This window comes from Pseudomonas sp. lyk4-TYG-107 (genome assembly GCF_030209055.1).
GTDB classification, from domain to species: Bacteria; Pseudomonadota; Gammaproteobacteria; order Pseudomonadales; family Pseudomonadaceae; genus Aquipseudomonas; species Aquipseudomonas putida_A.
The window spans coordinates 19774-46741 of sequence record NZ_JARVST010000033.1 but is presented as its reverse complement, the minus strand read 5'-3'; the positions used below and the strand labels follow the sequence as shown (position 1 = coordinate 46741).

The window sequence follows — 26968 nt, the reverse complement described above, 5'->3', positions numbered from 1 at the left end:
CTCTTTCGAAAATTTTCTTCGTGCTATCAGATGCTTGCGTCGATTAAAGCGGTACACCCAGACGATTGGCGACTTCTTCGTAGGCTTCGATGACGTCACCGAGGCCCTGGCGGAAGCGGTCTTTGTCCATCTTCTTCTTGGTGTCCTTGTCCCACAGGCGGCAGCCGTCCGGGCTGAACTCGTCGCCGAGGACGATCGAGCCGTCGCTGAACACGCCGAATTCAAGCTTGAAGTCCACCAGCAGCAGGCCTGCGTCGTCGAACAGTTTGCTCAGGACTTCGTTGACCTTGAGCGACAGTTCTTTCATGCGTGCCAGTTGCTCGGCGGTGCCCCAACCGAATGCCACGACGTGGGATTCGTTGATGAACGGGTCGCCCTTGGCGTCGTCCTTGAGGAACAGTTCGAAGGTGTACGGGTTGAGCTTCATGCCCTCTTCGACGCCCAGACGTTTTACCAGGCTGCCGGCGGCGTAGTTACGCACGACGCACTCGACCGGGATCATGTCCAGCTTCTTCACCAGGCACTCGTTGTCGCCCAGCAGTTTGTCGAATTGGGTCGGAATGCCGGCCGCTTCGAGTTTCTGCATGATGAAGGCGTTGAACTTGTTGTTCACCATGCCTTTGCGGTCGAGCTGCTCGATGCGCTTGCCGTCGAACGCCGAGGTGTCGTTGCGAAACAGCAGGATCAAACGGTCAGCGTCGTCGGTCTTGTAAACCGATTTGGCTTTGCCGCGGTAGAGTTCTTCACGTTTTTCCATGATGGGCTCCGCTTGCTAAGTAGATGGGCTAGGCGATATGGCGCCAGTCGAGCCCTGAATCTTGATCGGCCAGTTGCAGCCAGTCCGGGTCGCACCCGAGGGTGTCGACGAAACATTGCCGGGCCAGCTGCGGCAGGTTGTTCTTGCTGCTCAGGTGGGCGAGAACCAGATGCTGCAAGCCCTGCCACCCCAACTCGGCCACCAGTAATGCCGCCTGATGGTTGTTCAAATGTCCCAGCTCGCCGCCCACCCGTTGCTTGAGAAAGTACGGATAGTGACCACGGGCCAGCATGTCGCGGCAATGGTTGGACTCGATCATCAACGCATCGAGATCCCGATAGCCGTCCAGCACCCGCTCGCAATAGGAACCCAGGTCGGTCAGCAGGCCGAAGCGCCGCTGCTCGTTATCACTGAATACGTACTGGGTCGGCTCCTGCGCATCATGGGCCACGGCAATGACCCCGATGTTCAGTGCGCCGATCTGCAGCTGCTCGCCGCCGGCCAGAAAGCCTGCGGGTTCGATCGGTTTGCGCATCCCGCGCAGTGTGCCGCGACTGAGGTAGACCGGCAGATTGTAGCGCCGAGACAGCAAACCCACGCCATGCACGTGGTCGGCATGTTCGTGGGTTACGAGTATGGCGCTCAGTTGCGCCGGGTGAACCCCCAGACGCAACAGGCGTTTTTCGGTTTCCCGCAGGGAAAAACCACAATCCACCAGCACATAGGTATCAGCGCTGGCGATCAGCGTGCCGTTCCCTTGGCTACCGCTGCCGAGAACGGCAAAGCGCATGTGATCAGCCCAGGTTGTCCTGAATCACGCTCAACACTTTGCGCGCCACATCGGCCGGCGCAACGGTATTGATGTTCTTCTCTACGGTCACCTGAACGTTTTCACCGACCTTGCTCAGGCGAACCTGATAACGCTCGGCGCGGGCTTCAACTTCTTCCTTGGTCGGCGCACTGCCGAACAGGCTGCTGAAGAAACCAGGCTTGTCGTCTTTCTTCTCGGCTTTCTCGGCCAGGTTGATGTAGTACAGGCCCAGGCTGCGGTTGATGTCTTCAACGCGCCACTGACCCTGCTCCAGCGCACGACCGACGCTCGACCAGGCACGATCCAGGTCAGGACCGACGTTCAGTACCGGGTTGCCGCTGCCGTCTTCGCTGAGGCTGACACGGCTCGGGGTATCGAAGTCACGCGAAGCCAGCATCGACACCGAACCACCCTTCTCGGAGATCCGGCTCATGCTCGCGAGCATGTCGTCGACCAGCGCTGCGTCCAGGCCAGTGTTGACCGAACGGTTGGTGAAATCGACGTCGGCGGTGCTGCCGGCAGGACGCTCGGCGCTGACCACGTAGATTTCACTGGTGTTGCGCTGCACGCCTGGCTCGATACGCACCCGCACGCGGGTTTCGCTGTCGGCACCGACACCGGCGGCGCTCAGGCGCTTGGCCATGGCGGCGGACAGTTCGTCGGAATGCTGCCAGGTGGTGGTGAATTCGCCGGTTTGCGGACGCTGTTCATCCAGCCGGAAACCATTGTCCTGGAAGAACTGTACCGCCACTGGCCAGACTTCGGCCGGCGGGTGCTGGGCCACGACCCAACGCGAGTCACCGCTCTTCTGCAGCGAGTAGTCGGTCGCCTCGGCAACCGCCGTCAGCGGTTGCGGGCGCGGTACCACGTATTCGCCCTTCGCCGTGTCATCAGCCACGTTGCGCGGGATCGGCAACAGCGGATCCAGACGCTTGGAGGTGCTGACATTCGGTGGCAGTTGCATCGGTGCAGTCTGTTGCGCTTCCAGGTAATCGCTACCACGGTCACGGAAATAACCTTCCGGGCCCCAGACCCATCCGCAGCCACTGGTGCTGGAGATAATCAAGGCAAGTGCGGAAAGTCCGGCCATTCGCTTCATGCGTTGTACTTCCTCAATTAAACCAGGACGCTGCACTGGCGCAGGGCCGTGCGAAGCGTTTCATGACAAGGAGCGCTCAGCCAGGTCAACGGCAGGCGGATGCCTTCGTGCATCAGGCCCATTTCAACCAAAGCCCACTTCACCGGAATCGGGTTGGCTTCGATGAACAGGTCCTTGTGCAGCGGCATCAATTTTTCGTTGATCGCCCGTGCGGTCTCGGCGTCGCCTTTCAACGCGGCCTCGCACAGGTCAGCCATTTCGCGCGGGGCGACGTTGGCCGTTACGGAGATGTTGCCTTTGCCGCCCAGCAGGATCAGCTCAACCGCGGTCGGATCATCGCCGGACAGCACGATGAAGTCCTTGCTCACGCCGTCGATGATGGCTTTGGCGCGTTTCAGGTCGCCGGTGGCTTCCTTGATGCCGATGATGTTCGGCACGCTGGACAGGCGAATTACGGTCTCGGCCTGCATGTCGCAGGAGGTGCGGCCGGGAACGTTGTAGAGAATCTGTGGAATGTCGACGGCTTCGGCAATGTGCTTGAAGTGCTGGTACAGGCCTTCCTGGGTCGGCTTGTTGTAGTACGGAACTACCAGCAGGCAGGCGTCGGCGCCGGCTTCCTTGGCGTTGCGGGTCAGCTCGACGGCTTCGCGGGTCGAGTTGGCGCCGGTACCGGCGATCACCGGAATGCGCCCGGCTACCTGTTTGACCACGGCTTTGATGACGGCGATGTGTTCTTCTACATCAAGGGTCGCCGACTCGCCGGTAGTACCGACCGCGACAATGGCATGGGTGCCGTTCTTGAGATGGAAGTCCACGAGTTTGCTGAGGCTGTCCCAGTCAAGACGCCCTTGTGCATCCATGGGAGTGACCAGTGCCACCATACTGCCCGCAATCATGAAACCGCTCCTGCCGGAAAAAGAGAGCGGTAATGGTACTGGCGCCAAGATGCTTGCACAAGCGAAGTACTGCGCCGCCATTCCCCTTGGCGTCGGTTTTCGCTACCCTTCAGACTTTGATCGGTACAGATCAGCTTGTACGCCGGGTTCCAGCCTCCCCTTTCGGCCTCCCAGGCCCCGTTCCAGTGTCGCTGCTGCACGCTCCGCCTTTATTGGAGCGAATTGCGAGCCACGGCCCGGGGCTTTCTGAACGGGCACGCGCAGACGCTTCCCGACGGCCAACGCCCATCGACCTACCGACCGCTCATCGCTTTAGGAATGCTGCATGTCCACCCCCACAGTTCGCGAACAATTCCTTGTCATCAGTGCCCTTGGCGCCAACCCCATGGAGCTGACTAACGTCCTGTGCCGCGCCAGCCATGAAAATCGCTGCGCCGTCGTCACCTCCCGCCTGACTCGCCATGGCGAATGCAGCGCCCTGGTGCTGGAAATCTCCGGCAGCTGGGACGCGCTGGCCCGCCTCGAAGGCAGCCTGCCGACCCTGGCCAAGCGCCACGCATTTACCGTCAACGTGGTGCGCAGTGCGGCCCTGGAAAATCGTCCACAGGCCCTGCCGTACGTGGCTTATGTCAGCTCGGCGTATCGCCCGGACATCATCAATGAGCTGTGCCAGTTCTTCATGGATCACAACGTCGAGCTGGAAAACCTGACCTGCGATACCTATCAGGCCCCGCAGACTGGCGGCACCATGCTCAACGCCACGTTCACCGTAACGCTGCCGGCCGGCACCCAGATCAGCTGGCTGCGCGACCAGTTCCTGGACTTCGCCGACGCGATGAACCTGGATGCGCTGATCGAACCTTGGCGCCCACAAAACCCAATGTAAGGAAGCTTTCATGGCCGTTGTCATCGACCAACCGGTTGCGGATTTCGAAGCACCTGCCACCAGCGGGCAGACCGTCAGCTTGTCCGCCCTGAAGGGCAAGCAAGTGGTGATCTACTTCTATCCGAAGGACAGCACCCCCGGCTGCACCACCGAAGGCCAGGGTTTTCGTGACCAGTACGCGGCGTTCCAGGCCGCTAATACCGAGATTTTCGGTATCTCCCGCGACAGCCTGAAGTCTCACGAGAACTTCAAATGCAAGCAGGAATTTCCGTTCGAGCTGATCAGCGACAAGGACGAAGCCGTCTGCCAGCTGTTCGACGTGATCAAGCTGAAGAAACTGTATGGCAAGGAATATCTGGGCGTTGATCGCAGCACGTTCCTGATCGACAAGAACGGTGTACTGCGTCAGGAATGGCGCGGCGTGAAAGTGCCGGGGCATGTGGATGCGGTGCTGGCTGCGGCTCAGGCCTTGAATAAAGCCTGAAGGTTTTGCGTCGCCCTCATTGACGCCTTCGCGAGCAGGCTCGCTCCCACATTGAACTTGTGAACGGCACAGATCCAATGTGGGAGCGAGCCTGCTCGCGAATAGCCTTCATCTAAAATCTGGCTCAACCGCTACAGCAGCGGAGCGACAACCGGCTCCTTGCGCGGCCACGCATCCAGCACGGCCTTGAACAGCGTCGCCAGCGGAATCGCGAAGAACACGCCCCAGAACCCCCACAACCCGCCAAACAACAGCACCGCGCAGATGATGGCCACCGGGTGCAGGTTGACTGCCTCGGAAAACAGCAACGGCACCAGCACGTTGCCATCCAGCGTTTGAATGATCCCGTAGACCGCCATCAGATAGATGAACTGATCGCTCCAACCCCACTGGAACAGCGCGATCAGTAACACCGGCACGGTCACCACCACCGCGCCGACGTACGGCACCACCACCGATACCCCGACCAGCAACGCCAGCAGCGCCGCATAGTTGAGGCCAAGCGCGACGAAGGCGATGTAGGTCACGCCGCCACAGATCACGATCTCGATGACCTTGCCGCGAATGTAGTTGGCGATCTGCCGGTTCATTTCCTGCGCCACGCGGGTGATCAGCGCCCGCTCACGGGGCAGATAGCCGCGCACCCACTCGCCGATCATGGCCCGATCCTTGAGAAAGAAGAACACCAGAATCGGCACCAGCACCAGATAGATCATGATATTGACCAGCAGCGGCAGGCTCGACAGCGAAAAGGTCAGCGCCCATTGGCCGAACTTGCCGATTTCGCCACGCGCCGCTTCGATAGCCTGCAGCACCTGCTCGTCAGAGACCAGATGCGGATAGCGCTCCGGCAGCAACAGCAACAGCGACTGCCATTTGGCGAGCATCCCCGGCAGCTCGTTGAACAGCGTGATCAACTGATGCCACAGCAACGGCAACACTACCACGATGAACACTAGCAACACGCCCATGAACAGCGCAAATACCAGCCCCACCGCCGCCGCACCAGGCACGCGCATACGCTCCAGTGCGAGTACCAGCCCCTGCATCAGATACGCCAGCACCATCCCGGCCAATACCGGCGCGAGCATGCCACCGAGCGTGAGCACCGCGGTGAAGGCGAGAAACAGCAGCACCGCCAGCACCACCGCTTCTTCGTCGGAAAAGTAGCGCTGAATCCAGTCGCGTAACACTTTGAACATCAATAATCCTTAGGTCTTTTACGCTGTCGGTTCAGGCTTTTTTCAACCAGTAACGGTAGACGCCCGCTTCGTCTTCTTCGCGCAGCAGCGTATGACCGGCCAGACGGGCAAAGGTGCGGAAGTCGCGCTGCGAACCCGCGTCCGTGGCGATCACCTTGAGCACCGCGCCGCTGGGCAGCTTGTTGAGTTCCATCTTGGCCTTGAGCAACGGCAACGGGCAATTCAGGCCACTGGCGTCCAATTCACAGTCATGGGCTACAGCGTCAGTCATTGCGTCACTCCGGTTCAGGTGGTTGAGGTGGTTGAGGCGCCTAGAATATCTGGTCGCAAGCCCGGTGTCCGGCTACAGTAAGGTCTTTGTCTTCTAAGGCTTTGTGCATGACATTTCTGCGCCCTACCCTGCTGACGCTCGCTTGCCTGCTCGCCTCACCGGGCTTTGCCGACGATCTGCCGTCACTTGGCGACGCCAGTTCTGCCATTGTCTCTCCGCAACAGGAATATCAGCTGGGCCGCGCCTGGCTGGCGATGTTGCGCAGCCAGGTTGCGCAGCTCAACGATCCGCAACTCAAAGACTACGTCGAATCCAGTGTTTACAAACTGGTGGAGACCAGCCAGGTCACCGACCGCCGTCTGGAATTCATTCTGATCAACAGCCCGCAGCTCAACGCCTTCGCGGCGCCGGGTGGCGTGGTCGGGGTCAACGGCGGCCTGTTCCTCAACGCGCAGACTGAAGGCGAATACGCCTCGGTACTGGCACACGAACTGGCTCACTTGTCACAGCGCCACTTCGCGCGCGGTGTAGAAGCTTCGCAGCGGATGCAGGTACCGATGATGGCGGCGCTGCTCGCCGGGATCGTGATTGCCGCCGCCGGTGGCGGTGATGCCGGGATCGCGACCATCGCCGGTACTCAGGCCGCAGCCATTCAGTCGCAGCGTACCTTCTCGCGCCAGAACGAGCAGGAAGCCGACCGTATCGGCATCCTCAACCTGGAAAAGGCCGGATACGACCCGCGCTCGATGCCGACCATGTTCGAACGTCTGATGCGCCAATACCGCTTCGACGCCAAGCCGCCAGAATTTCTGCTGACTCACCCGGTGACTGAATCGCGTATCGCCGACACCCGTAACCGCGCAGAACAAGCGCCAGCGGGCGGTATCGAAGACAGCATGCGCTATCAGCTGATCCGCGCCCGTGTTCAGCTGATCTACGAAGAAACCCCGGGACTAGGCGCCAAGCGCTTTCGTGCACAACTGGATGAGAATCCGAAAAACGATGTGGCGCGCTACGGCCTGGCGATCGCCCAGATCAAGGGCGGCCAGCTCAATGAAGCCAGGGAGAATCTCAAACAGCTGCTGGCCAAGTCACCCAACGAGATCATCTACAACCTCGCGCAGATCGACTTGGACATCACCAACAACCGCCTGCCGGATGCGCAAACGCGGGTTGACCGCATGCTCACGCAATATCCGGGCAATTACCCGCTGAATCAGGTTCGGGTCGATCTGTTGCTGAAACAGAATCGCACCGCCGACGCCGAGAAAGCCCTCGACAGCTTGCTCAAATCCCGTCCGAACGATCCGGACGTGTGGTATCAGGTCGCCGAAACCCGTGGCCTCTCTGGCAACATCATTGGTCTGCATCAGGCCCGCGCCGAGTACTTCGCGCTGGTCGGCGATTATCGTCAGGCGATCCAGCAGCTTGATTTTGCCAAGCGCAAGGCGGGCAGCAACTTCCCGCTGTCCTCGCGGATCGATGCACGCCAGCGCGAGCTGATGGAGCAAGAGCGCATGATCAAGGACATGATGGGCTGAGCTTTCCTCAACGAGGCAAATGTTTCATGCATAAAAAAACCGCCTCTTTCGAGGCGGTTTTTATTTCACCGCAACCGGGTTATTCAGCCAGTTTGAAGGTGATGAAGCTCGCACGACCTTCACGCAGAACGCGCATCGACACCGAACGATTCTTCGGCAGCGCCTTGGCGATCTCGGTGAACTCCTTGGTGGAGCCGATGGCCTGGTTGTTGAGGTGAGTAATCACGTCACCCGGTTGCAGACCGATCAAAGCCGCAGGACCGTCCTGAACTTCCTTGATCACCACTCCGCCCTTGAGGTCGTAGGTTTTCTTCTGCTCAGCGGTCAGTTCCGCCACCGAAACGCCGAGGCGGTTGCTGCTGCTTTCCGCACCCGACTTCGGCAGTGCAGCCAGCTCTTTGTCCTCATCCGGAATCGCGCCGACAGTCAACTCGACATTCTTGCGCTTGCCGTCACGGATCACTTCGAGGCTGGCCTTGGCGCCCGCTTTCAGCGCACCGACCAAGTGTGGCAGGTCGGCGGACATGACGATCGGCTGACCGTTCATGCTCAGGATCACGTCGCCCACTTGCAGGCCACCCTTGGCTGCCGGACCGTCATCCTGAATCTGCGCAACCAGCGCACCGGCCGGCTTATCAAGACCGAACGACTCGGCCAGATCCTTGTTCACTTCCTGGATGACCACGCCCAGCCAGCCGCGGCTGACTTTGCCACCGCTTTTCAGCTGATTGGAAACGTCCATCGCCACGTCGATCGGAATGGCGAACGACACACCCATGAAGCCACCGGAACGGGTGTAGATCTGCGAGTTGATCCCGACCACTTCACCGTTCAGGTTGAACAGCGGGCCACCGGAGTTACCCGGGTTGATCGGCACGTCGGTCTGGATGAACGGCACGTAGTTTTCGTTCGGCAGGCTACGGCCGACGGCGCTGACAATGCCTTGGGTCACAGTGTGGTCAAAGCCGAACGGAGAACCGATTGCCACAACCCACTGACCCGCCTTCAGGTCCTGGGACTTGCCGAGCTTGAGCACCGGCAGATCCTTGCCATCGATTTTCAGCAGGGCCACGTCGGAGCGAGGGTCGGTACCGATCAGCTTGGCTTTCATTTCACTGCGATCAGCCAGACGCACGAGGATTTCGTCGGCATCGGCAATCACATGGTTGTTGGTCAGGATGTAGCCATCGGAGGAAATGATGAAGCCCGAACCGAGCGATTGCGCTTCACGCTGACTATCGCCGCGCGGCGAACGCTGCTGAGGCGGCATGCCGCGCTCGAAGAACTCGCGCAACATCGGCGGCAAGCCTTCCAGGTCAGGCATCTGCTGGTTCACCTTGCGGTCAGGCAGCTTCTGCGTGGTACTGATGTTCACCACTGCAGGCGAGGCCTGTTCAACCAGTTGGGTGAAATCCGGCAGGTCGGCCGCCTGGACAGCGGGGACAGCCTGACCCAGCACCAGCACGGTGGCGAAAATGGAGAGATAAGACTTCAAGCTAAGTATCGACATACAGCTCCCGTTACGACGAGCAGGGTTAAGCGATATGGAGCAAGGAACACCGGGAACCGCGGGCCGGTATTTTTGTTCCGGGAACAACAGACAAGGCCAGAGCCGTGAGGCTCTGACCTATAAAAAACTTTCGGGTGATTTGCAAATGAAAATGCTGAGCAAACATTTCATCTACGTCTCGAAGAAGAAGTGGAAATGACTGAAATCAGCTCACTGCTTGCTGGTTGCAGCGCCATCGTTGCGCATCGAAAGGGCAATCCTCTCGGCCGTGCCGATTGGAATTTCGCCGACCACCGTCACCATCATCTCACCCTCAGGCGTAGTGAGGCGGCGGGAAACAGCGACAGTCGGCCCCAACTGCGTGCGGGTATCGGTCACTGTTGCACCGTTCAACGGCTCAAGAAATACCGAAAACCGCGCCAGCCCGTCGTCATACATCAGGCTGCTGACTTGAGTCTTGGTTTCAGAATCTTTGTGTGAAGTACTGCTGGTCAGCACGAAACCCGGAGGCAGCCAGTCGGAATGCCAGACCTGAGCTGTCTTAACGGCAGACGCCTTGTCACTATCAATAGTAACGGCCTTGCACTCGGTGCCAGCTTGCAGATCTTTGTCCGACGGGACATCAGCGGTATTCAGGCTGGTGAACTGGAAACGCTCGAGTAGCTGCCCCTTGTCGTTGAGCAACAACGACTTCAGTGGCAATCCGGTCTGTTTATCCAGATGCAGCTCGAAACCATAACGATGCTGGTCGCGGGGCGTCAGCGATACGATGACCGCATCACGCCCGGCCACGCGCGACTTGCCGATGACGGCAAGCTCATACCAGTTTTTCAGCTTTTGGGGATCAAGCGAACGAGCGGTCGAGTTGGGAGAGTCTCCCAACCCCGCAATCAGAGTGCCGCTGACGCATTGAGTATGCCCATCAACACGCACGACTTCCTGAGCCGAGCCGTCGAGCTGAAGCAAACGCTCGCGGACCTGACCACTCTGGACACGATGCCAGATATTGTGGGTAGAAAAACTACCGTTACGCTCGTATACGAAAGTGCCTTGGAAGCTTTGCTGCTGCTCGGCCTGACCCAGGCGGATCAACCAGTCCTGGGCCTCGTCGGCATGGGCTGGAACAATGAACCAGCCGCTAAGCAGAAGCGAAAGTAGAGGTATGGCGCGCATGATCCTCCTTAACGGTTTTCCATGCTTGCTGCACGCGCATAAGGCAGAGCGCTTTCAGTACCTTTCAACGCAGCTTGCTGGGCATGCTGACGCAGATAGCCTGGCAGACGCTGATCGTGCCAGCCTGGCTGACCTTGCAGGACGCCATTGGCCATCGGACCAGTGTTTTCCGAGCTTTCCTTGTAGCCAGCCAGGACGGCCGGGCCTTTGACCTGCGGCGCAACCAGCGAAGGCTGATTGGACTGCTGGGCCAGTTCGACGCCAGCGATTTCGTCCTGGTTGTACAGGCGCACACCAGCCAGTACCGCAACGGTCACCGAAGCCGCAACGGCCAGACGACCCAGGTTGCGCCAAGGGCCGCGGGATACTTTGGCTGGAGCCGTTTCGTCTTCCAGCGCAGCAGAAACTGCCGCAGCAATGTCCAGACGCGGAAGCAGCAGATCCTTGTGCATGGCTGCCCGAGCGATCTGATAACGAGCCCAGGTCTCACGGGTTTCAACATCGTCCAGTGCATTGATCACTCGACGCAATTCCAGTTCGTCCGCTTCGTTATCCATCACTGCGGACAGCGATTCCTGCAGGGCTTCACGACTCATGGCGTTCCTCTCTTGGCTGTCGCCGCTGTCTCAGTTTTCCTGCAACAACGGCTGCAGGGCTTTATCGATGGCCTCCCGGGCGCGGAAAATCCGGGAGCGCACGGTACCCACCGGACACTGCATGACGCTCGCAATGTCCTCGTAACTCAGACCATCGAATTCACGTAAAGTTAAAGCGGTACGTAAATCCTCTGGCAGTTGCTGAATGGTTCGATGGACGGTGCCTTCGATCTCATCCCGCAGCAACGCGCGCTCCGGCGATTCGAGATCCTTCAGGCCGTGATCGCCGTCGTAGAACTCTGCATCTTCGGAACTTACATCGCTATCCGGCGGCCGGCGGCCGCGTGAAACCAGATAGTTCTTTGCCGTGTTGATGGCAATGCGGTAAAGCCACGTATAGAACGCGCTGTCTCCGCGAAAGTTTCCTAGCGCTCGGTAGGCCTTGATAAAGGCTTCCTGAGCCACATCCTGGGCTTCATGGGTGTCGTGCACGAAACGCACGATCAACCCGAGAATTTTGTGCTGATATTTCAGCACCAGCAGATCGAAAGCTCGCTTGTCGCCACGCTGAACGCGCTCGACCAGCTGCTGATCCTCTTCCTGGGTTAGCATGAACACTCCTCGATAAGCATGGAGGAGGCTTGCATAACTAAACGACCAGACTTGCAAACATAGACTCGGGCTTTTCGCAAAAGTTCTCCCCCTCCAGGCAAGTTTCCTGCGGGCTCTGATTTGGCACGCACGAAAAACGCAGCGCGGGATAAACCGGCTGCGCGAATAATCTTGTCATCGGTTCGCCGGCAAAAACCCAATCGCAGGTTCTGCATTGAAGCCGACACTGTCCCGTGCTTCTGGCAACTGACTATTGATCTTGGGCCTCTGGCAAAAGTTCCAATTATTTATAGCCGTGCTGAAGCGACATTGAGCAACCGCGTGCTGAAAAAGCCTGTTTCATCCTCGATACAGTCGCCTTTTCCCAAAACGACAGAAAAAAACGTCCGACGAAACGTCAAGCTTTTGTCGTCACAGTAGTTTCACAATGCCATACGGGCCCGGCTATTGTGCCGCTCCACCCCTCTATATACTAGTGGGCTGTGTGGCTGTCTTGACTCGCCGATCCAGCTGTCCTGCGCCACCCCCGATCCGGGTCGCTTTGAGCGGAATCCTGAAATGAGCCAACAGTTTCAACACGATGTTCTGGTGATTGGCAGCGGCGCTGCCGGTTTGAGTCTCGCGCTGACCCTGCCGGGTCATTTGCGCATTGCCGTATTGAGCAAAGGTGATCTGGCCAACGGCTCGACTTATTGGGCCCAGGGCGGCGTCGCTGCCGTGCTGGACGATACCGATACTGTCGAATCCCACGTCGACGACACCCTGAATGCCGGCGGCGGTCTGTGCCATGAAGACGCGGTGCGTTTTACCGTCGAGCACAGCCGCGAAGCCATCCAGTGGCTGATCGACCAGGGGGTGCCGTTCACCCGCGACGAACAGTCCGGCACCGAAGACGGCGGTTTCGAATTCCACCTGACTCGCGAAGGCGGCCACAGCCATCGGCGCATCATCCATGCCGCCGACGCAACCGGCGCAGCGATTTTCACCACCCTCCTCGCCCAGGCCAGAGAGCGCAGCAACATCGAACTGCTGGAGCAGCGAGTTGCCGTTGATCTGATCACCGAACGCCGTCTGGGCATGAATGGCGAGCGCTGCCTCGGCGCCTATGTGCTGAATCGCGCGACCGGCGAAGTCGACACCTACGGCGCACGCTTCGTGATCCTCGCGTCCGGCGGCGCCGCCAAGGTCTACCTCTATACCAGTAACCCCGACGGCGCTTGCGGTGACGGCATCGCCATGGCCTGGCGCTCGGGCTGCCGAGTGGCGAACCTGGAATTCAACCAGTTCCACCCTACGTGCCTGTATCACCCGCAGGCCAAGAGTTTCCTGATCACTGAAGCCTTGCGTGGCGAAGGCGCGCACCTGAAGCTGCCCAACGGCGAACGGTTCATGCCGCGCTTCGACAAACGTGCCGAACTGGCGCCACGCGACATCGTCGCCCGCGCCATCGACCATGAAATGAAGCGCCTGGGCGTCGACTGCGTCTATCTCGACATCAGCCACAAGCCTGAAGCCTTCATCAAAAACCACTTCCCGACCGTCTACGAACGTTGCCTGGGTTTCGGCATCGACATCACCAAACAGCCGATCCCGGTCGTGCCGGCGGCGCACTACACCTGTGGTGGGGTAATGGTCGATCAGCATGGTCGTACCGACGTGCCGGGGCTGTACGCCATCGGCGAAACCAGCTTCACCGGCCTGCACGGGGCCAACCGCATGGCCAGCAACTCGCTGCTCGAATGCTTCGTTTATGCCCGCTCGGCGGCAGCGGACATCCTTGCACAACTGGATGACGTCACCGCGCCAACCGCCCTGCCCGAGTGGGACGCCAGCCAGGTCACCGATTCCGACGAAGACGTGATCATCGCCCACAACTGGGACGAGCTGCGCCGCTTCATGTGGGACTACGTCGGCATCGTGCGCACCAACAAGCGCTTGCAACGGGCGCAGCACCGCGTGCGTCTGTTGCTGGACGAGATCGACGAGTTCTACAGTAACTATAAAGTCAGCCGCGACCTGATCGAGCTGCGTAATCTGGCGCAAGTCGCCGAACTGATGATCTGCTCTGCCATGGAGCGCAAGGAAAGTCGCGGTCTGCATTACACCCTCGACTACCCGAACCTGCTGCCCGAGGCGCTCGACACTATTCTGGTGCCGCCCACCTACGCCGGCTGAACTTGAGCCGCACTCGCAGGCGTCGGTGCACATCCGCTGCCTGCGAGTCTCGCGGTACACAGATCGAGCGCACCCGCCGCTCCCCGCGCAAACGAAAGCGCAGCACCACGATCAACGGCAACGCCAGGCTGTCAGGGCGCAGCTGGACTGCTTGCCAGCCGCCCGCCTGATTCCACAATTGCCAGCCATCGGCATCGCGGCGCAATCGGCAAAAAGCCTGCGGATGCGTCAGCAGAATCTGCCGTGGCAACACCCACACGGCGTGCAGCAGACAGGCGAAAGCCCCGAGCAGACAGGCCCAGAGTGGAATCGACAGAAGAAACAACAGACCCAGCGCGAACGCCTGGGTCAACAGATACGCCGCCAGCAACTGCCGAGAGGCATGCCAGCGGCATTCGAACGTATTACTTGGGCTGAACACGGTCCAGGATCATCCGGACCATGCGCTGCAGCTCAGGGTCTTCGGACTCACTGCGCTCCATGAACCAGCCGAACATGTCCTGATCCTCACAGGTCAGCAGACGGACATACAAGTCGCGATCGACCTGGTTGAGGTGCGGATAGACCTCTTTCACGAACGGCACCAGCAGCACGTCAAGTTCCAGCATGCCGCGGCGGCTGTGCCAGAAGAGGCGATTGAGTTCAACTTGTTCGACCATGGAGCCCTCCTCAAATAGGCGCGCAGTATACAGCCCCGGCGCGGGTCGCACAGTCGGCTTTGGTCGGGCACCACCGATCCTTTATCAACTACCCATTTCAACAACGCGCCCTTATGATGTGCCCCAGACTTTTTTACCCTGCGATGACCCATGGCCGATTCTGCTTTTTTCTGCACCCTGTCTCATGAAGGCGTACTCGCGGTTCGCGGCGTGGATGCCGGCAAATTCCTGCAAGGCCAATTGACCTGCAACATCAATTACCTCAGCGACAGCCAGGCCAGCCTGGGCGCGCGCTGCACGCAAAAAGGCCGGATGCAGTCGAGCTTCCGCATTCTGCTCGAAGGTGACGGCGTGCTGCTGGCAATGGCCAGTGAACTGCTGGAGCCGCAACTGGCGGATCTGAAAAAGTACGCGGTGTTCTCCAAATCCAAATTGACCGACGAAAGCGCCGCCTGGGTGCGTTTTGGCCTGGAGCACGGCGACGCCGCGTTGGCCAGCCTGGGTCTGAACCTGCCAGGCGAAACCGACGGCGTGGTGCGCAACGCAGGCCTGATCGCGATTCGCGTCTCGCCGGATCGCGCCGAACTCTGGGTACCGGCCGATCAAGCCGATGCCATCAAAGCCAAGTTGGCCACCGCCCTGCCTGAAGGCAAATTGAACCAATGGCTGCTGGGGCAGATTCGCGCCGGTATCGGTCAGGTCATGCCGACCACCCGCGAGCTGTTCATCCCGCAGATGCTCAACCTGCAGGCCGTCGGTGGCGTGAGTTTCAAGAAAGGTTGCTACACCGGCCAGGAAATCGTCGCGCGCATGCAGTACCTGGGCAAGCTCAAGCGTCGTCTCTATCGCGTGCAACTGGACGCGAGCGAACTGCCGGAGCCGGGCACCCCGCTGTTCGCCCCAAGCCACAGCAGCGCCATCGGCGAAGTGGTGATTGCCGCCCGCGCCGCAGAAAAGATTGAACTGTTGGCGGTGTTGCAGGCCGAAGCTGCCGAAGCGGGTGATCTGCACCTGGGCGCCCTCGAAGGGCCAGCCCTGCATTTGCTCGACCTGCCCTACGAACTGGATCGCGACCGCGAAATCCAGCGCTGATCGCAGCTTTTGTTGCAACACCCTAGAGAATCTACATGAGCGAGCTGGCGGATAAGGTCCAACAGGATTTGGTTGAGGCCATCGATAACGATGACCTGGTTCTGCCAACGTTACCGGAAGTGGCCCTGCAAATTCGCAAGGCCGCCGAAGACCCGGAGATCAGTGTCAGCGACCTGAGCAAAGTGATTGGCCGCGACACGGCGCTGTCGGCACGCCTGATCAAAGTGGTCAACAGCCCGTTGCTGCGCGCGACCCAGGAAGTCACCGACCTGCACACCGCGATCACCCGACTGGGGGTGAACTACAGCAGCAACCTGGCGATCGGCCTGGTGATGGAACAGATCTTCCACGCCCGCTCCGAGGTGGTCGAACAGAAGATGCGCGAAGTCTGGCGCAAGAGCCTGGAGATCGCCGGCGTCAGCTACGCCCTGTGCCGTCGGCACACCCAACTCAAACCTGATCAGGCGGCGTTGGGCGGGCTGGTGCATCAGATCGGCGTATTGCCGATCCTCACATACGCCGAAGATCACTACGAACTGCTGTCAGACCCGGTAAGCCTCAACCATGTGATCGACCACATCCACCCGTTGCTGGGCGACAAGCTGTTGCGGGTCTGGGAATTTCCCGAGCAACTGGTGGCGTTACCGGGGCTGTACCTGGATTTCAAACGCGACTCGGCGCACCTCGATTACGTCGATCTGGTGCAGGTGGCGAGTCTGTATTGCCACAAGGACAGCGATCATCCGATTGCGCGGATTGACCCACTCAGCGTGCCGGCGTTCAGGAAGCTTGGGATCGATCCGGAGAACAAGGAGTTGTGCGCGGATCTGGAAGAATCGCGGACGATGTTTTACTGATCCGGAACCGCGGCGCGGCCTTCGCGAGCAAGCCCGCTCCCACAGGGGATTTGTGTACGGCGTGGATCCCCTGTGGGAGCGGGCTTGCTCGCGAAGAGGCCCGCACCAACACCACATTTATCCAGCAATAAAACTCACCCGAACCTTCAAACCGGCCTGCTCACCATCGTGCAAGGTGATCTGCGCCAGATGCGCCCGGCAGATCTCTCCGACAATCGCCAGCCCCAACCCTGAACCCGCGACCTGCTGATTGCGCCGATAGAAGCGTTCAAACACCCGATCACGCTCTTCCAGCGGAATCCCCGGCCCGTCATCTTCAACCTCAAGCACCGCCGGCGCCGCGACCCGCAGAATCACGTTGCCGCCCGGTGGCGTATGCGCCAGTGCGTTGTCCACCAGATTGCTCAGCAGCTCATTGAGCAACGTCGGCTCACCGCGCAGCCACACCGGCTCATCCGCCTCCAGAGCCAGCGCGACCCCGCGTGCATGAGCCAACGGCGCCATGGCCATGCCCAGCTCGCGGGCCAACTGACTCAGATCGAGCAGTTGCGCGCCGCCCTCGGCAATCGCCCGGGCACCGTTTTCCACCCGCGCCAGCGACAGCAGTTGATTGGCCAGATGGGTCAGGCGATCAGTGCTTTGCGCAGAGGATTCCAGGGTTGTGCGCCAGGTTTCCGCTTCAGACGAACGCAGCCCCAGTTCCAGCCGCGCCTTCAACGCCGCCAGTGGCGTGCGCAGTTCGTGGGCGGCATCGGCGATGAACTGCGCCTGCCGCTCGAACTGCCCGCGCAAGCGTTCGGTGAAGTGATTGAGCGCGCGCACCAGCGGCCACAATTCATGTTGCACTTCCACCAGCGGCAGCGGCCGCAAATCATCGGGCTGACGCTCCTCCACCGCCGTGCGCAAACGCTCCAGCGGGCGCAGCGCGGCACTCACCGCAAACCACACCAGCAACAAGGCGCCGATCGCGAGCATGCCCAGACGCAGCAGCGTATCGGCCGCCAGACTGCGGGCCATGCTGACTCGCGCCTCATCGGTTTCGGCGACACGGATTTCCGCCATACCGTTCATGTTCGGTTCGGTGACCGCTTTGAGCAGGCTGACCACGCGCACGTTCTGCCCGCGATAGGTCGCGTTATAGAAGCGCGCGAGCGCTGGATAATCGTCGGTTCTCGGCGTACCGGGTGGTGGTCCGGGCAGGTTTTCGTAGCCGGAAATCAGCTTCTGATGGATGTCGTTGACCTGGTAGTAAATCCGCCCGGCGCTGTCGTAAGCGAAGGTGTCCAGCGCCACGTAGGGCACGTCGGCGCTGAGGGTGCCGTCGCGCTGCGACAGGCCGGCGGCGATGGTCCGCGCCGAGGCCAGCAGGGTGCGGTCGTAGGCGGTGTCGGCGGCTTCGCGCCCGTTCCAGTACGCGCTCAGACCACTGGCGAGCATCAGCACCACCAGCAACAACGCGAGGTTCCACAGCAACCGCCAGCGCAGGCTGCTGGGCTTATGCATCGCGACTTTCCAGCAGGTAACCGAGGCCACGGAAGGTCACGATCGCCACCGGTTGGCCGTCGAGTTTCTTGCGCAGGCGATGCACGTAGATTTCGATGGCATCGGGGCTGGCTTCTTCGTCGAGACCGAACACCTGTGCGGCGAGTTGCTCCTTGCTCATCACCCGGCCCGGGCGGGCGATCAACGCTTCGAGCACGGCTTGTTCGCGGGAGGTCAGAGTCAGCAGTTCTTGGCCGAGACTAAAGCGTCGGGTGTCGAGATCGTAGGCCAGCACGCCGCAGCGCTGCTGACGCTCGCCACCGAGCACACTGCGCCGCAACAGGGCTTTGACCCGGGCTTCGAGCTCGGTCAGTTCGAACGGTTTGGCCAGGTAATCGTCAGCACCGAGATTCAAGCCGTGCACGCGGTCCTTCACATCGCTGCGCGCCGTCAGCATCAACACCGGCAGGTTCTTGCCGCGTGCGCGCAGGCGCGCCAGCACCTCGAAACCGTCCATGCGCGGCAGGCCGACGTCGAGGATCGCCATTGCGTATTCCTCGCTGCCCAGCGCCAGATCGGCGGCCACGCCATCGTGCAACACGTCCACGGTCAGACCGGTGCTCTTGAGCGCCTGGGCGACACTTTCGGCCAGTTGCAAATGGTCTTCGACGAGCAGAACACGCATGGATCTCTACCTCATTCAGGGATGGCCGACGCCACTCTTTGCCGCGGAGTTTACAGCCGCAACCGCCGCTGTGAAGCCCGAAACCCGCGAAATCCAGCTGAAAGGTTAGTGAAAGGTTAGCCCGTTAGAGTCCGCTCACGGACAGTTTCGACTGCCGTCGCTGCTGCCACACAGCGATACGAAAAACGCCTCGAAGCGTTTTCGACCAATAAGAACAATAAACGGAGTACACCCGCATGCCGTCCTTGCAGACCAAGGCTTCTACGCCTGTTCGTCCTTCTCGTTTGCGCCACGCCACCCTAGCCAGCACCGCTGCCCTCGCCGGTTTCTCACCGTTGAGCTACGCCGACTTCATCAAAGACAGTTCCGCCACCTTCGAAACCCGCAACATGTACTTCAACCGCGACTTTCGCGACGGCACCAGTGCCCAGCAAAGCAAGCGTGATGAATGGGCGCAGGGTTTCATGCTCAACCTGCAATCGGGTTACACCGACGGCACCGTGGGCTTCGGTGTCGATGCGCTGGGCATGTTGGGCGTCAAACTTGATTCGAGCCCGGATCGTACCGGTACAGGCCTGTTGCCGACCCACGATGACGGGCGCGCGGCGAACGAATACTCGAAAGTCGGCCTGACCGGCAAAGTGAAAATCTCCGCCACCGAACTGAAAATCGGCAGCCTGATTCCCGAACTGCCGATCCTCAAACCGAATGACGGGCGCATCCTGCCGCAGACCTTTGAAGGCGGCTTGCTCACCTCCAAAGAGATCAAGAACCTGACCTTCACCGGCGGGCGTCTGGACAAGGCCAAGGATCGCGACAGCACCGACTTCGAGGACATCGCCCTCAACAACAAGAACAGCCGCTTCGCGGGCACCGTGGCCGGCAAGCATTTCGATTTCGCCGGCGTGGACTACAAGTTCACCGACAAGATCACCGGCAGTTACCACTTCGCCCAACTCGACGAAGTCTATAACCAGCACTTCTTCGGTCTGGTCGCCTCGCGGCCGATGGGCCCGGGCACCTTCGCCACCGACCTGCGCTTTGCGGTCAGTGACGATCAGGGCGCGGCCCGTGGTGGCGAGATCGACAACCGCTCGCTCAACGGTCTGGTCAGCTACGCCCTGAGCGGCCACAAGTTCAGCGCCGGTTATCAGCACATGTCCGGCGACAGCGCGTTCCCCTATGTCGATGGCAGCGACCCGTACCTGGTCAACTTCGTGCAGATCAACGACTTCGCCGGCGCCGAAGAACGCTCCTGGCAGGCGCGTTACGACTTCGACTTTGCCCGCCTCGGCATCCCCGGCCTGTCGTTCATGAGCCGTTACCTGAGCGGTGACAACATCAAGCTCAAGAATGGCGAAGAAGGCAAAGAGTGGGAGCGCAACACCGAGATCAAATATGTCGTACAAAGCGGCGCCCTGAAGGACGTTGCCGTACGCCTGCGTAATGCCACCTACCGTTCCAACTACTCCGCTCGCGATGCCGATGAAGTGCGTCTGCTGGTGAGCTATAGCGTTGCCCTTTGGTAATTCAGTACGTCCATAACAACAACTCCCAAGGAGACATAGATGAACTTATCACTGCGTAAAGTTGCTCTGGCCGCTGGCGTCATGTTGTTCGCCGGCCAACTGATGGCCGAACCGAAACGTCCGGAATGCATCGCCCCGGCCTCCCCCGGCGGTGGTTTCGACCTGACTTGCAAACTGGCGCAGAGTGCGCTGGTCAACGAAAAACTGCTGACCAAACCGATGCGCGTGACCTACATGCCCGGCGGTGTCGGCGCGGTGGCGTACAACGCGGTCGTCGCCCAGCGCCCGGCCGATGCCGGCACGCTGGTGGCGTGGTCCAGCGGTTCGTTGCTGAACCTGGCGCAAGGCAAGTTCGGCCGTTTCGACGAGACCAACGTGCGCTGGCTGGCCGCCGTCGGCACCAGCTATGGCGCCATCGCGGTGAAGAGCGATTCGCCCTACAAGACCCTCGACGATCTGGTCAAAGCCCTGAAGAAAGATCCGAGCTCCGTGGTCATCGGTTCCGGCGGCACGGTCGGCAGCCAAGACTGGATGCAGACCGCACTGATCGCCAAGGCTGCCGGGATCAACCCGCGTGACCTGCGTTACGTCGCCCTCGAAGGTGGCGGCGAAATCGCCACCGCGCTGCTCGGCGGTCACATCCAGGTCGGCAGTACCGACATCTCCGACTCCATGCCGCACATCCAGAGCGGTGACATGCGTCTGCTCGCAGTGTTCGCCGACAAGCGCATCGACGAGCCGGAAATGAAAGACATCCCGACCGCGCGCGAGCAGGGCTACGACATCGTCTGGCCGGTGGTGCGTGGTTTCTACCTTGGGCCAAAAGTCAGCGACGAAGACTACGCCTGGTGGAAAGACGCCTTCGACAAACTGCTGGCCTCCGATGAGTTCGCCAAGCTGCGCGATCAGCGTGAACTGTTTCCGTTCGCCATGACCGGCCCGGAGCTGGACACCTACGTGAAGAAGCAGGTCGCGGACTACAAAGTGCTGGCCAAAGAGTTCGGCCTGATTCAGTGATCGTCTCTGTCTAGCGGCTGCGGCCTCGCGCATCGAGGCCTCGGCACAGGAGTTTCCCATGCTCTTACAACGCATTTTCGCCTCGGTGCTATTGCTGGCCTGCATCGGCCTGGCCTTGATGGCGTGGCCGTATCAAGCGGCTTTTTCTTATGAACCGGTCGGCCCGCGCGCCTTTCCTCTGCTGATGCTCGGTCTGATGGGCCTGGCGCTGCTGTACATGGTGTTCCGCCCGGCACCGATCAAACACAGCGAAGACGAGCCACCGCTGGATCGCCAGACCCTGACCAAGATCGGCATCTGCGTGCTGTTGCTGCTGGTCTTCGCCGGCCTGTTCGAACCGCTGGGCTTCATCCTCAGCAGCATCCTGATCGGCATCCCGATGGCGCGCCTGTATGGCGGTCGCTGGCTACCAAGCATCGTGGTGACAACGTTGATGGCCATCGGTCTGTACCTGCTGTTCGACCGTCTGATGGACGTTCCACTGCCTCTGGGCCTGCTCGACGTTCTGGAGAACTGATATGGATACTCTCGGTTATTTGGGTCAGGGCTTCGGCGTCGCGCTGAGCCCGTACAACCTGGTCACGGCCTTGACCGGCACGCTGATCGGCACCGTGGTCGGGCTGTTGCCGGGCCTGGGTCCGATCAATGGCGTGGCCCTGCTGATCCCGATCGCCTTCGCCCTCGGCCTGCCACCGGAGTCGGCGCTGATTCTGCTGGCGGCGGTGTATCTGGGCTGCGAATACGGCGGGCGGATCAGCTCGATCCTGCTGAACATTCCGGGCGAAGCCTCCACCGTGATGACCACCCTCGACGGCTATCCGATGGCGCGTCAGGGTCTGGCCGGTGTCGCGCTGTCGTTGTCGGCATGGAGTTCGTTCATCGGTGCGTTCATCGCCACCTGCGGCATGGTGCTGTTCGCCCCGTTACTGGCGAAATGGGCGATTGCCTTCGGTCCGGCGGAATACTTCGTGTTGATGGTGTTCGCGATTGTCTGCCTTGGCGGCATGGCCGGTGATCGTCCGCTCAAGACTTTTATTGCGGCGCTGATCGGGCTGTTTCTGTCGACCGTGGGCATCGACGCCAACAGCGGCGTATACCGCTTCACCGGCGACAACATTCACCTGACCGACGGCATCCAGTTCGTGGTGCTGGTACTGGGTCTGTTCTCGGTCAGTGAAATCCTCCTGCTGCTGGAAAAAACCCATCGCGGTCAGGAAGCGGTGAAAGCCACCGGGCGCATGATGTTCAACTTCAAGGAAGCGGCGTCGGTGTTCGTGGTGAACATCCGTTGCGGCCTGCTGGGTTTCATCATGGGCGTGTTGCCGGGTGCCGGCGCGACGCTGGCCAGTGCTGTGGCCTACATGACCGAAAAACGCATCGCCGGTGCCGGCGGCAAATTCGGTCAGGGTGACGCCCGTGGCCTCGCTGCTCCGGAGACCGCAATCGGTGCTTCGGCGTGTGGCGCGCTGGTGCCGATGCTGACCCTCGGCGTACCCGGTTCGGGCACCACCGCCGTGATGATCGGCGCGTTGTCGCTGTACAACATCACCCCGGGGCCGCTGCTGTTCCAACAGCAACCGGACATCGTCTGGGGCCTGATCGCGTCGTTGTTCATCGCCAACATCATGCTGGTGATCCTCAACATCCCGATGATCCGCATCTTCACCCGCATCCTCGCCGTGCCGAACTGGGCACTGGTGCCGGTGATCGCGATCATCACCGGGATCGGCGTGTACGCCGTGCATGCGACCACCTTCGACTTGTTCCTGATGGTCGGCATCGGCATCTTCGGTTACATCCTGCGCAAACTGGATTTCCCGTTGTCGCCGGTGCTTCTGGGGTTCATTCTCGGCGGGCTGATGGAGCAGAACCTGCGTCGTGCGCTGTCGATTTCCAACGGTGCGCTGGAAATCCTCTGGTCGAGCCCGATCACTTTCGGCGTGTGGATCCTGACCGCGATCATGTTGCTGATGCCGCTGCTGCGCATCTGGCGCAAACGTTCGGCGGCGCAACGCGCCATCGCCGATGTCTGATCGCTCCTCCCTCAGAAGCTGGTGGGCGACCCCGCTGGTCGGTCTGCTTGGCGGTTTTATCGCCAGCCAGATCGGCTGGCCACTGCCGTGGATGGTCGGCTCGCTGCTGGCGATCATCCTCGTGCGCTGCCTGACCCCGTGGCAACTCACGGAAATCCCCGGCGGGCGTAAATGCGGCCAATGGATCGTCGGCATCGGCATCGGCCTGCACTTCACCCCGTTGGTGATGGAGCAGGTGCTGAGTCATTTCGGATTGATCTTCTTCGGTGCCCTGGTCACCAGCCTGTCGGCGGTGGTCGGGGTGTGGTTGATGCGCCGTACCGGCGAGGATCGTGCCACGGCATTTTTCTCGAGCATGCCCGGTGGCTCAGGCGAGATGGTTAACCTCGGCGCACGCAATGGCGCGCTGCTCAGTCATGTCGCGGCGGGGCAGAGTCTGCGGGTGCTGGTGGTGGTGCTGTGCGTGCCGGCCGCGTTCAAGTATCTGCTGGGCGACGGCACACCGATTTCCCACGCCGGCAATGTCGATTGGCGCTGGCTGGCGATTCTGTTTCCCACGGGCGCCCTGCTCGCCTGGCTCTGGCAGCGTTTGCGTCAACCCAATCCGTGGCTGTTCGGGCCGCTGCTGGTCAGTGCCACGGTGAGCATTGCCTGGGATTTGCACATCGGCCTGCCGGACGGTGGAAGCCAGATCGGCCAGTGGCTGATCGGCAGCGGGCTGGGCTGTCACTTCAATCGACAGTTCTTCCGCCGCGCGCCGTCATTCATGGGCCGTACGCTGATTGGCACGGCGCTGACCATGTTGATCGCGACATTGGCGGCTTTGGGCTTGAGTGCGCTGACCCATCTGGATCTGCGTTCGCTGACGTTGGGCATGATGCCCGGTGGGATTGCCGAGATGAGTCTGACGGCGGAGACCCTGCAACTGTCGGTGCCGCTGGTGACGGCGATGCAGGTGATGCGGCTGCTGTTTGTACTGTTTCTGGCGGAGCCGTTGTTCAAATACTGGAACCGTAATCCCGAGTAATACCGCGCCGCCCTTTTCGCGAGCAGGCTCGCTCCCACAGGGTTTTGAGGTGTTCACACAATCTGTGGCAACCACAGGAACCTGTGGGAGCGAGCCTGCTCGCGAAGGGGCCCGCCCATTCAACCCATCAAATCGGCGGCAGACGCCACTCAATTGGCGCTTCGCCATTTTGCTCGAGAAACTTGTTGGTCCGGCTGAAATGCCCGCAACCGAGGAAGCCCCGATAAGCCGATAGCGGCGACGGATGCACCGAGGTCAGCACCAGGTGCTTGGTCGCATCGATCAGCTTCTGCTTGCTCTGCGCATGCGCGCCCCACAGCATGAACACCAGATGCGGCTGGCGTTCGCTGACCACCTCAATAATCCGGTCGGTGAAGAACTGCCAGCCCTTGTCCTTATGCGCGTTGGCATTGGCCCGCTCGACGGTCATGGTGGTGTTGAGCATCAGCACGCCCTGATCGGCCCAGCTCTGCAGGTAGCCGTGGTCGGGAATGTCGATGTTCAAGTCGCGCTTCAACTCTTTATAGATGTTGACCAGCGACGGCGGCGCCGGCACGCCGGGTTGCACCGAAAAGCACAGGCCATGGGCCTGGCCCGGGCCGTGGTACGGGTCCTGGCCGAGGATCACCACTTTGACTTTATCCAGCGGCGTCGAATTCAGCGCGTTGAAAATCAGCGGGCCCGGCGGATAGATTTCCTTGCCGGCCGCCCGCTCCTGCTGCAGAAAAGTGCGCAACTCTGCCATGTATGGCTGGTCGAACTCAGCACGCAGTGCCTCCTTCCAGCTCGGTTCGAGTTTGATACGGTCGTCAGCAGTCATGGTCATACCCGGCAAAAACAATGGGGCGAACCCTAGGAAAGCCGACCACGCTTGTCAATTGATCTGACACAGATCCGGCACTTTCCCGCACAGCGATCATACTGAACGCTCAATTTCCCGATCGAGGTCACGATGAATCTGCACTTCGAAGAACTCACCGGCACCGATGGCGCCCGCCTCGGGATCGCCAGCCTGGATGCTGAAAAGTCGCTCAACGCGCTGTCCTTGCCGATGATCAATGCGCTGAGCGACAAACTGAACGCCTGGGCCAAGGATCCACAAATCGTCTGCGTGCTGCTGCGCGGCAACGGCGCCAAGGCGTTCTGCGCCGGCGGCGAAGTGCGCAGCCTGGTGGAGGCCTGTCGCGCCCATCCTGGCGAAGTCCCGCCACTCGCTGCGCAGTTTTTCGCCGCCGAATATCGCCTGGACTACAGCCTGCACACCTACCCCAAACCGCTGATCTGCTGGGGCCACGGTTACGTGCTCGGCGGCGGCATGGGCCTGTTGCAAGGCGCCAGCACGCGGATCGTCACGCCGAGCAGTCGCCTGGCGATGCCGGAGATCACCATCGGTCTGTACCCGGACGTCGGGGCCAGTTGGTTTCTCTCACGGTTGCCGGGCAAGCTCGGCTTGTTCCTCGGTCTGACGGGTGCACACATGAACGGGCGGGATGCGATCGATCTGGATCTGGCCGACCGTTTTCTGCTTGAAGATCAGCAACCGCAGCTGATCGAAGGCCTGCTGCAACTCAACTGGCAGGAACAGACCGACATGCAGCTCAACAGTCTGCTCAAGGCCCTGCAACAGGAAGCCGTCGGGCAGATGCCCGAGCCGCAGTGGTTGCCGCGCCGCCAGCAGATCGACGAACTGCTCGACGTCAGCGACGTCACCTGCGCCTGGAAGGCCATCAGCCTGCAACGCGACAGCTCTGATCCGCTGCTCGCTCGCGCCGCGAAAACCCTGAGCGAAGGCTCGCCGCTGACCGCGCACCTGGTCTGTGAACAGATCCTCCGCGCCCGCTATCTGTCGCTGGCCGAAGTGTTTCAGATGGAATACACCCTGAGCCTCAATTGCTGTCGGCACCCGGAATTCAGCGAAGGGGTGCGGGCGCGGCTGATCGACAAGGATCAGAAACCGCACTGGCATTGGCCGGACATCAATAACGTCCCGGACGCGGTGGTCGAGGCGCATTTTCACAAGGTCTGGGAAGGTCGGCATCCGTTGGCGGATCTGACGCAATACTGAACGCCCGGTAAATCGCAGGCACAAAAAAAGCGGCGCTCAATGCGCCGCTTTTTTGTTTGCGGATGATTACCAGCGACCGCCTCGCCCGCCGTGGTCACCGCGGTTACCGTGATGATCACGGCCACCACGGTCACGATCCCAACCCCCACCGCGGTGCCCGTCCCAGCGCCCGCGATCGTTGTCGTGCCAGCGGCGGCTCTCGTAGTAGCGTGGCGCTGGCTGGTAGTAACGCGGCGCCGAGTAGTAACGCGGAGCCGCTTGGTAGTAGCGCGGGGCCGAGTAGTAGGTGCTGCCGCCGCTGTAATAGGTGCCGCCAGTGTTGTAGTACGCCGGAGCGGGTGAGGTGTAGACCTCCGAGCTGTAATAACTGTCTGCGTAGGAGTAGGGAGCGCAACCGGCAACGGAAAACATCATCGCAGCAAGTAGAAGAATTCGTCGATACATGGCGGCCTCCTGGACCGCGGGTAGCCACACCAGCGACGCTGGCAGGCATCAGTCGTTTATTCGGT

General features: G+C 60.7%; 28 protein-coding genes. 12 read left to right on the top strand and 16 right to left on the bottom strand.

Annotated features, from left to right (window positions below):
• Nucleotides 1–43 precede the first annotated feature (43 nt).
• From purC to dapA, 4 genes are read right to left on the bottom strand one after another with little or no spacing between them, the layout of a single operon-like run.
• Nucleotides 44–757 (bottom strand): phosphoribosylaminoimidazolesuccinocarboxamide synthase, encoded by a 714-nt coding sequence (gene purC, locus QRN61_RS25280; protein ID WP_007963288.1) that lies wholly within the window; start codon nt 755–757, stop codon nt 44–46.
• A gap of 28 nt (nt 758–785) precedes the next feature.
• On the bottom strand, nt 786–1547 hold the full coding sequence (locus tag QRN61_RS25275; RefSeq protein WP_183781638.1) for an MBL fold metallo-hydrolase: 762 nt from the start codon (nt 1545–1547) through the stop codon (nt 786–788).
• Nucleotides 1548–1551: 4 nt separating this feature from the next.
• Nucleotides 1552–2667, bottom strand: a complete 1116-nt coding sequence (gene bamC, locus QRN61_RS25270; protein ID WP_027614466.1) for an NlpB/DapX family lipoprotein — start codon at nt 2665–2667, stop codon at nt 1552–1554.
• A gap of 17 nt (nt 2668–2684) precedes the next feature.
• Entirely contained in the window at nt 2685–3563 is an 879-nt protein-coding gene (gene dapA, locus QRN61_RS25265) for a 4-hydroxy-tetrahydrodipicolinate synthase (RefSeq protein ID WP_027614465.1), read from the bottom strand.
• Nucleotides 3564–3888: 325 nt separating this feature from the next.
• Here dapA and QRN61_RS25260 point away from each other — a divergent pair, with 325 nt between their 5' ends.
• Together QRN61_RS25260 and QRN61_RS25255 are read left to right on the top strand one after the other, a co-directional pair.
• On the top strand, nt 3889–4449 hold the full coding sequence (locus QRN61_RS25260) for a glycine cleavage system transcriptional repressor (RefSeq protein WP_007963284.1): 561 nt from the start codon (nt 3889–3891) through the stop codon (nt 4447–4449).
• Nucleotides 4450–4459: 10 nt separating this feature from the next.
• On the top strand, nt 4460–4933 hold the full coding sequence (locus QRN61_RS25255) for a peroxiredoxin (protein WP_003222570.1): 474 nt from the start codon (nt 4460–4462) through the stop codon (nt 4931–4933).
• 131 nt (nt 4934–5064) lie between these two features.
• On the opposite strand, the gene QRN61_RS25250 is transcribed toward QRN61_RS25255, so the two are convergent.
• Both QRN61_RS25250 and QRN61_RS25245 read right to left on the bottom strand, forming a co-directional pair.
• Nucleotides 5065–6135: an AI-2E family transporter gene (locus tag QRN61_RS25250; RefSeq protein WP_027614463.1), complete on the bottom strand. Its 1071-nt coding sequence runs from the start codon at nt 6133–6135 to the stop codon at nt 5065–5067.
• Between the two features lie 31 nt (nt 6136–6166).
• Entirely contained in the window at nt 6167–6406 is a 240-nt protein-coding gene (locus QRN61_RS25245) for a sulfurtransferase TusA family protein (protein ID WP_007963279.1), read from the bottom strand.
• 107 nt (nt 6407–6513) lie between these two features.
• Here QRN61_RS25245 and QRN61_RS25240 point away from each other — a divergent pair, with 107 nt between their 5' ends.
• Nucleotides 6514–7947, top strand: coding sequence for a M48 family metalloprotease (locus tag QRN61_RS25240; RefSeq protein ID WP_007963277.1), 1434 nt, complete (start codon nt 6514–6516; stop codon nt 7945–7947).
• Between the two features lie 79 nt (nt 7948–8026).
• Here the strand turns inward: QRN61_RS25240 and QRN61_RS25235 are convergent, their stop codons facing one another.
• The 4 genes from QRN61_RS25235 to rpoE all read right to left on the bottom strand — a co-directional run bounded on the left by QRN61_RS25235 (nt 8027) and on the right by rpoE (nt 11838).
• Complete coding sequence (locus QRN61_RS25235) at nt 8027–9457, bottom strand: DegQ family serine endoprotease (RefSeq protein WP_285376022.1); 1431 nt, start codon at nt 9455–9457, stop codon at nt 8027–8029.
• A 210-nt stretch (nt 9458–9667) separates the two neighbouring features.
• Nucleotides 9668–10630 carry a MucB/RseB C-terminal domain-containing protein gene (locus QRN61_RS25230; RefSeq protein ID WP_247267793.1) on the bottom strand — a complete coding sequence of 321 codons (963 nt, stop codon included), beginning with the start codon at nt 10628–10630 and terminating at the stop codon, nt 9668–9670.
• 8 nt (nt 10631–10638) lie between these two features.
• Nucleotides 10639–11226, bottom strand: coding sequence for a sigma-E factor negative regulatory protein (locus QRN61_RS25225; protein ID WP_285376018.1), 588 nt, complete (start codon nt 11224–11226; stop codon nt 10639–10641).
• 30 nt (nt 11227–11256) lie between these two features.
• Nucleotides 11257–11838 (bottom strand): RNA polymerase sigma factor RpoE/AlgU, encoded by a 582-nt coding sequence (gene rpoE, locus QRN61_RS25220; RefSeq protein WP_003172477.1) that lies wholly within the window; start codon nt 11836–11838, stop codon nt 11257–11259.
• Nucleotides 11839–12396: 558 nt separating this feature from the next.
• On the opposite strand from rpoE, the gene nadB reads away from it, so the two are divergent.
• Nucleotides 12397–14013, top strand: a complete 1617-nt coding sequence (gene nadB, locus QRN61_RS25215; protein ID WP_103368268.1) for an L-aspartate oxidase — start codon at nt 12397–12399, stop codon at nt 14011–14013.
• On the opposite strand, the gene QRN61_RS25210 is transcribed toward nadB, so the two are convergent.
• Together QRN61_RS25210 and QRN61_RS25205 are read right to left on the bottom strand one after the other, a co-directional pair.
• Nucleotides 13982–14434 carry a protein YgfX gene (locus tag QRN61_RS25210; protein ID WP_150370446.1) on the bottom strand — a complete coding sequence of 151 codons (453 nt, stop codon included), beginning with the start codon at nt 14432–14434 and terminating at the stop codon, nt 13982–13984. The two genes, nadB and QRN61_RS25210, sit on opposite strands and share 32 nt — an antisense overlap.
• The gene (locus tag QRN61_RS25205) at nt 14418–14672 is read right to left on the bottom strand and encodes an FAD assembly factor SdhE (RefSeq protein WP_003222550.1); all 255 of its coding nucleotides are present in this window, start codon (nt 14670–14672) and stop codon (nt 14418–14420) included. Before QRN61_RS25205 ends, QRN61_RS25210 begins: the two co-directional genes overlap by 17 nt.
• 150 nt (nt 14673–14822) lie before the next feature.
• Between QRN61_RS25205 and ygfZ the strand changes: the two genes are divergently transcribed.
• Nucleotides 14823–15764 carry a CAF17-like 4Fe-4S cluster assembly/insertion protein YgfZ gene (gene ygfZ, locus QRN61_RS25200; RefSeq protein ID WP_285376015.1) on the top strand — a complete coding sequence of 314 codons (942 nt, stop codon included), beginning with the start codon at nt 14823–14825 and terminating at the stop codon, nt 15762–15764.
• 35 nt (nt 15765–15799) lie between these two features.
• The gene (locus QRN61_RS25195) at nt 15800–16621 is read left to right on the top strand and encodes an HDOD domain-containing protein (protein ID WP_027614457.1); all 822 of its coding nucleotides are present in this window, start codon (nt 15800–15802) and stop codon (nt 16619–16621) included.
• Between the two features lie 117 nt (nt 16622–16738).
• Here QRN61_RS25195 and tctE read toward each other — a convergent pair whose 3' ends face one another.
• Nucleotides 16739–18124, bottom strand: a complete 1386-nt coding sequence (gene tctE / locus QRN61_RS25190) for a two-component system sensor histidine kinase TctE (protein ID WP_183781629.1) — start codon at nt 18122–18124, stop codon at nt 16739–16741.
• Nucleotides 18117–18788, bottom strand: coding sequence for a two-component system response regulator TctD (gene tctD, locus QRN61_RS25185; RefSeq protein WP_285376012.1), 672 nt, complete (start codon nt 18786–18788; stop codon nt 18117–18119). Before tctD ends, tctE begins: the two co-directional genes overlap by 8 nt.
• 236 nt (nt 18789–19024) lie before the next feature.
• On the opposite strand from tctD, the gene QRN61_RS25180 reads away from it, so the two are divergent.
• The 5 genes from QRN61_RS25180 to QRN61_RS25160 are packed head-to-tail and all read left to right on the top strand — an operon-like array spanning nt 19025 to nt 24394.
• Nucleotides 19025–20317 (top strand): OprD family porin, encoded by a 1293-nt coding sequence (locus QRN61_RS25180; protein ID WP_285376011.1) that lies wholly within the window; start codon nt 19025–19027, stop codon nt 20315–20317.
• Between the two features lie 39 nt (nt 20318–20356).
• Entirely contained in the window at nt 20357–21334 is a 978-nt protein-coding gene (locus QRN61_RS25175; RefSeq protein WP_027614454.1) for a Bug family tripartite tricarboxylate transporter substrate binding protein, read from the top strand.
• Nucleotides 21335–21392: 58 nt separating this feature from the next.
• A complete protein-coding gene (locus tag QRN61_RS25170) occupies nt 21393–21851 on the top strand; it encodes a tripartite tricarboxylate transporter TctB family protein (RefSeq protein WP_285376008.1) in 459 nt (152 codons plus the stop codon).
• Nucleotide 21852: 1 nt separating this feature from the next.
• Nucleotides 21853–23367 (top strand): tripartite tricarboxylate transporter permease, encoded by a 1515-nt coding sequence (locus tag QRN61_RS25165; protein WP_027614452.1) that lies wholly within the window; start codon nt 21853–21855, stop codon nt 23365–23367.
• A complete protein-coding gene (locus QRN61_RS25160) occupies nt 23360–24394 on the top strand; it encodes an AbrB family transcriptional regulator (protein WP_027614451.1) in 1035 nt (344 codons plus the stop codon). The genes QRN61_RS25165 and QRN61_RS25160 overlap by 8 nt, the downstream gene beginning before the upstream one ends.
• 127 nt (nt 24395–24521) lie before the next feature.
• Here QRN61_RS25160 and ung read toward each other — a convergent pair whose 3' ends face one another.
• Nucleotides 24522–25214, bottom strand: a complete 693-nt coding sequence (gene ung / locus QRN61_RS25155) for a uracil-DNA glycosylase (protein WP_115990433.1) — start codon at nt 25212–25214, stop codon at nt 24522–24524.
• 132 nt (nt 25215–25346) lie between these two features.
• On the opposite strand from ung, the gene dspII reads away from it, so the two are divergent.
• The gene (gene dspII / locus QRN61_RS25150) at nt 25347–26459 is read left to right on the top strand and encodes an enoyl-CoA hydratase/isomerase DspII (protein WP_285376006.1); all 1113 of its coding nucleotides are present in this window, start codon (nt 25347–25349) and stop codon (nt 26457–26459) included.
• 66 nt (nt 26460–26525) lie between these two features.
• On the opposite strand, the gene QRN61_RS25145 is transcribed toward dspII, so the two are convergent.
• Nucleotides 26526–26903: a hypothetical protein gene (locus QRN61_RS25145; protein WP_282413839.1), complete on the bottom strand. Its 378-nt coding sequence runs from the start codon at nt 26901–26903 to the stop codon at nt 26526–26528.
• Nucleotides 26904–26968 lie beyond the last annotated feature (65 nt).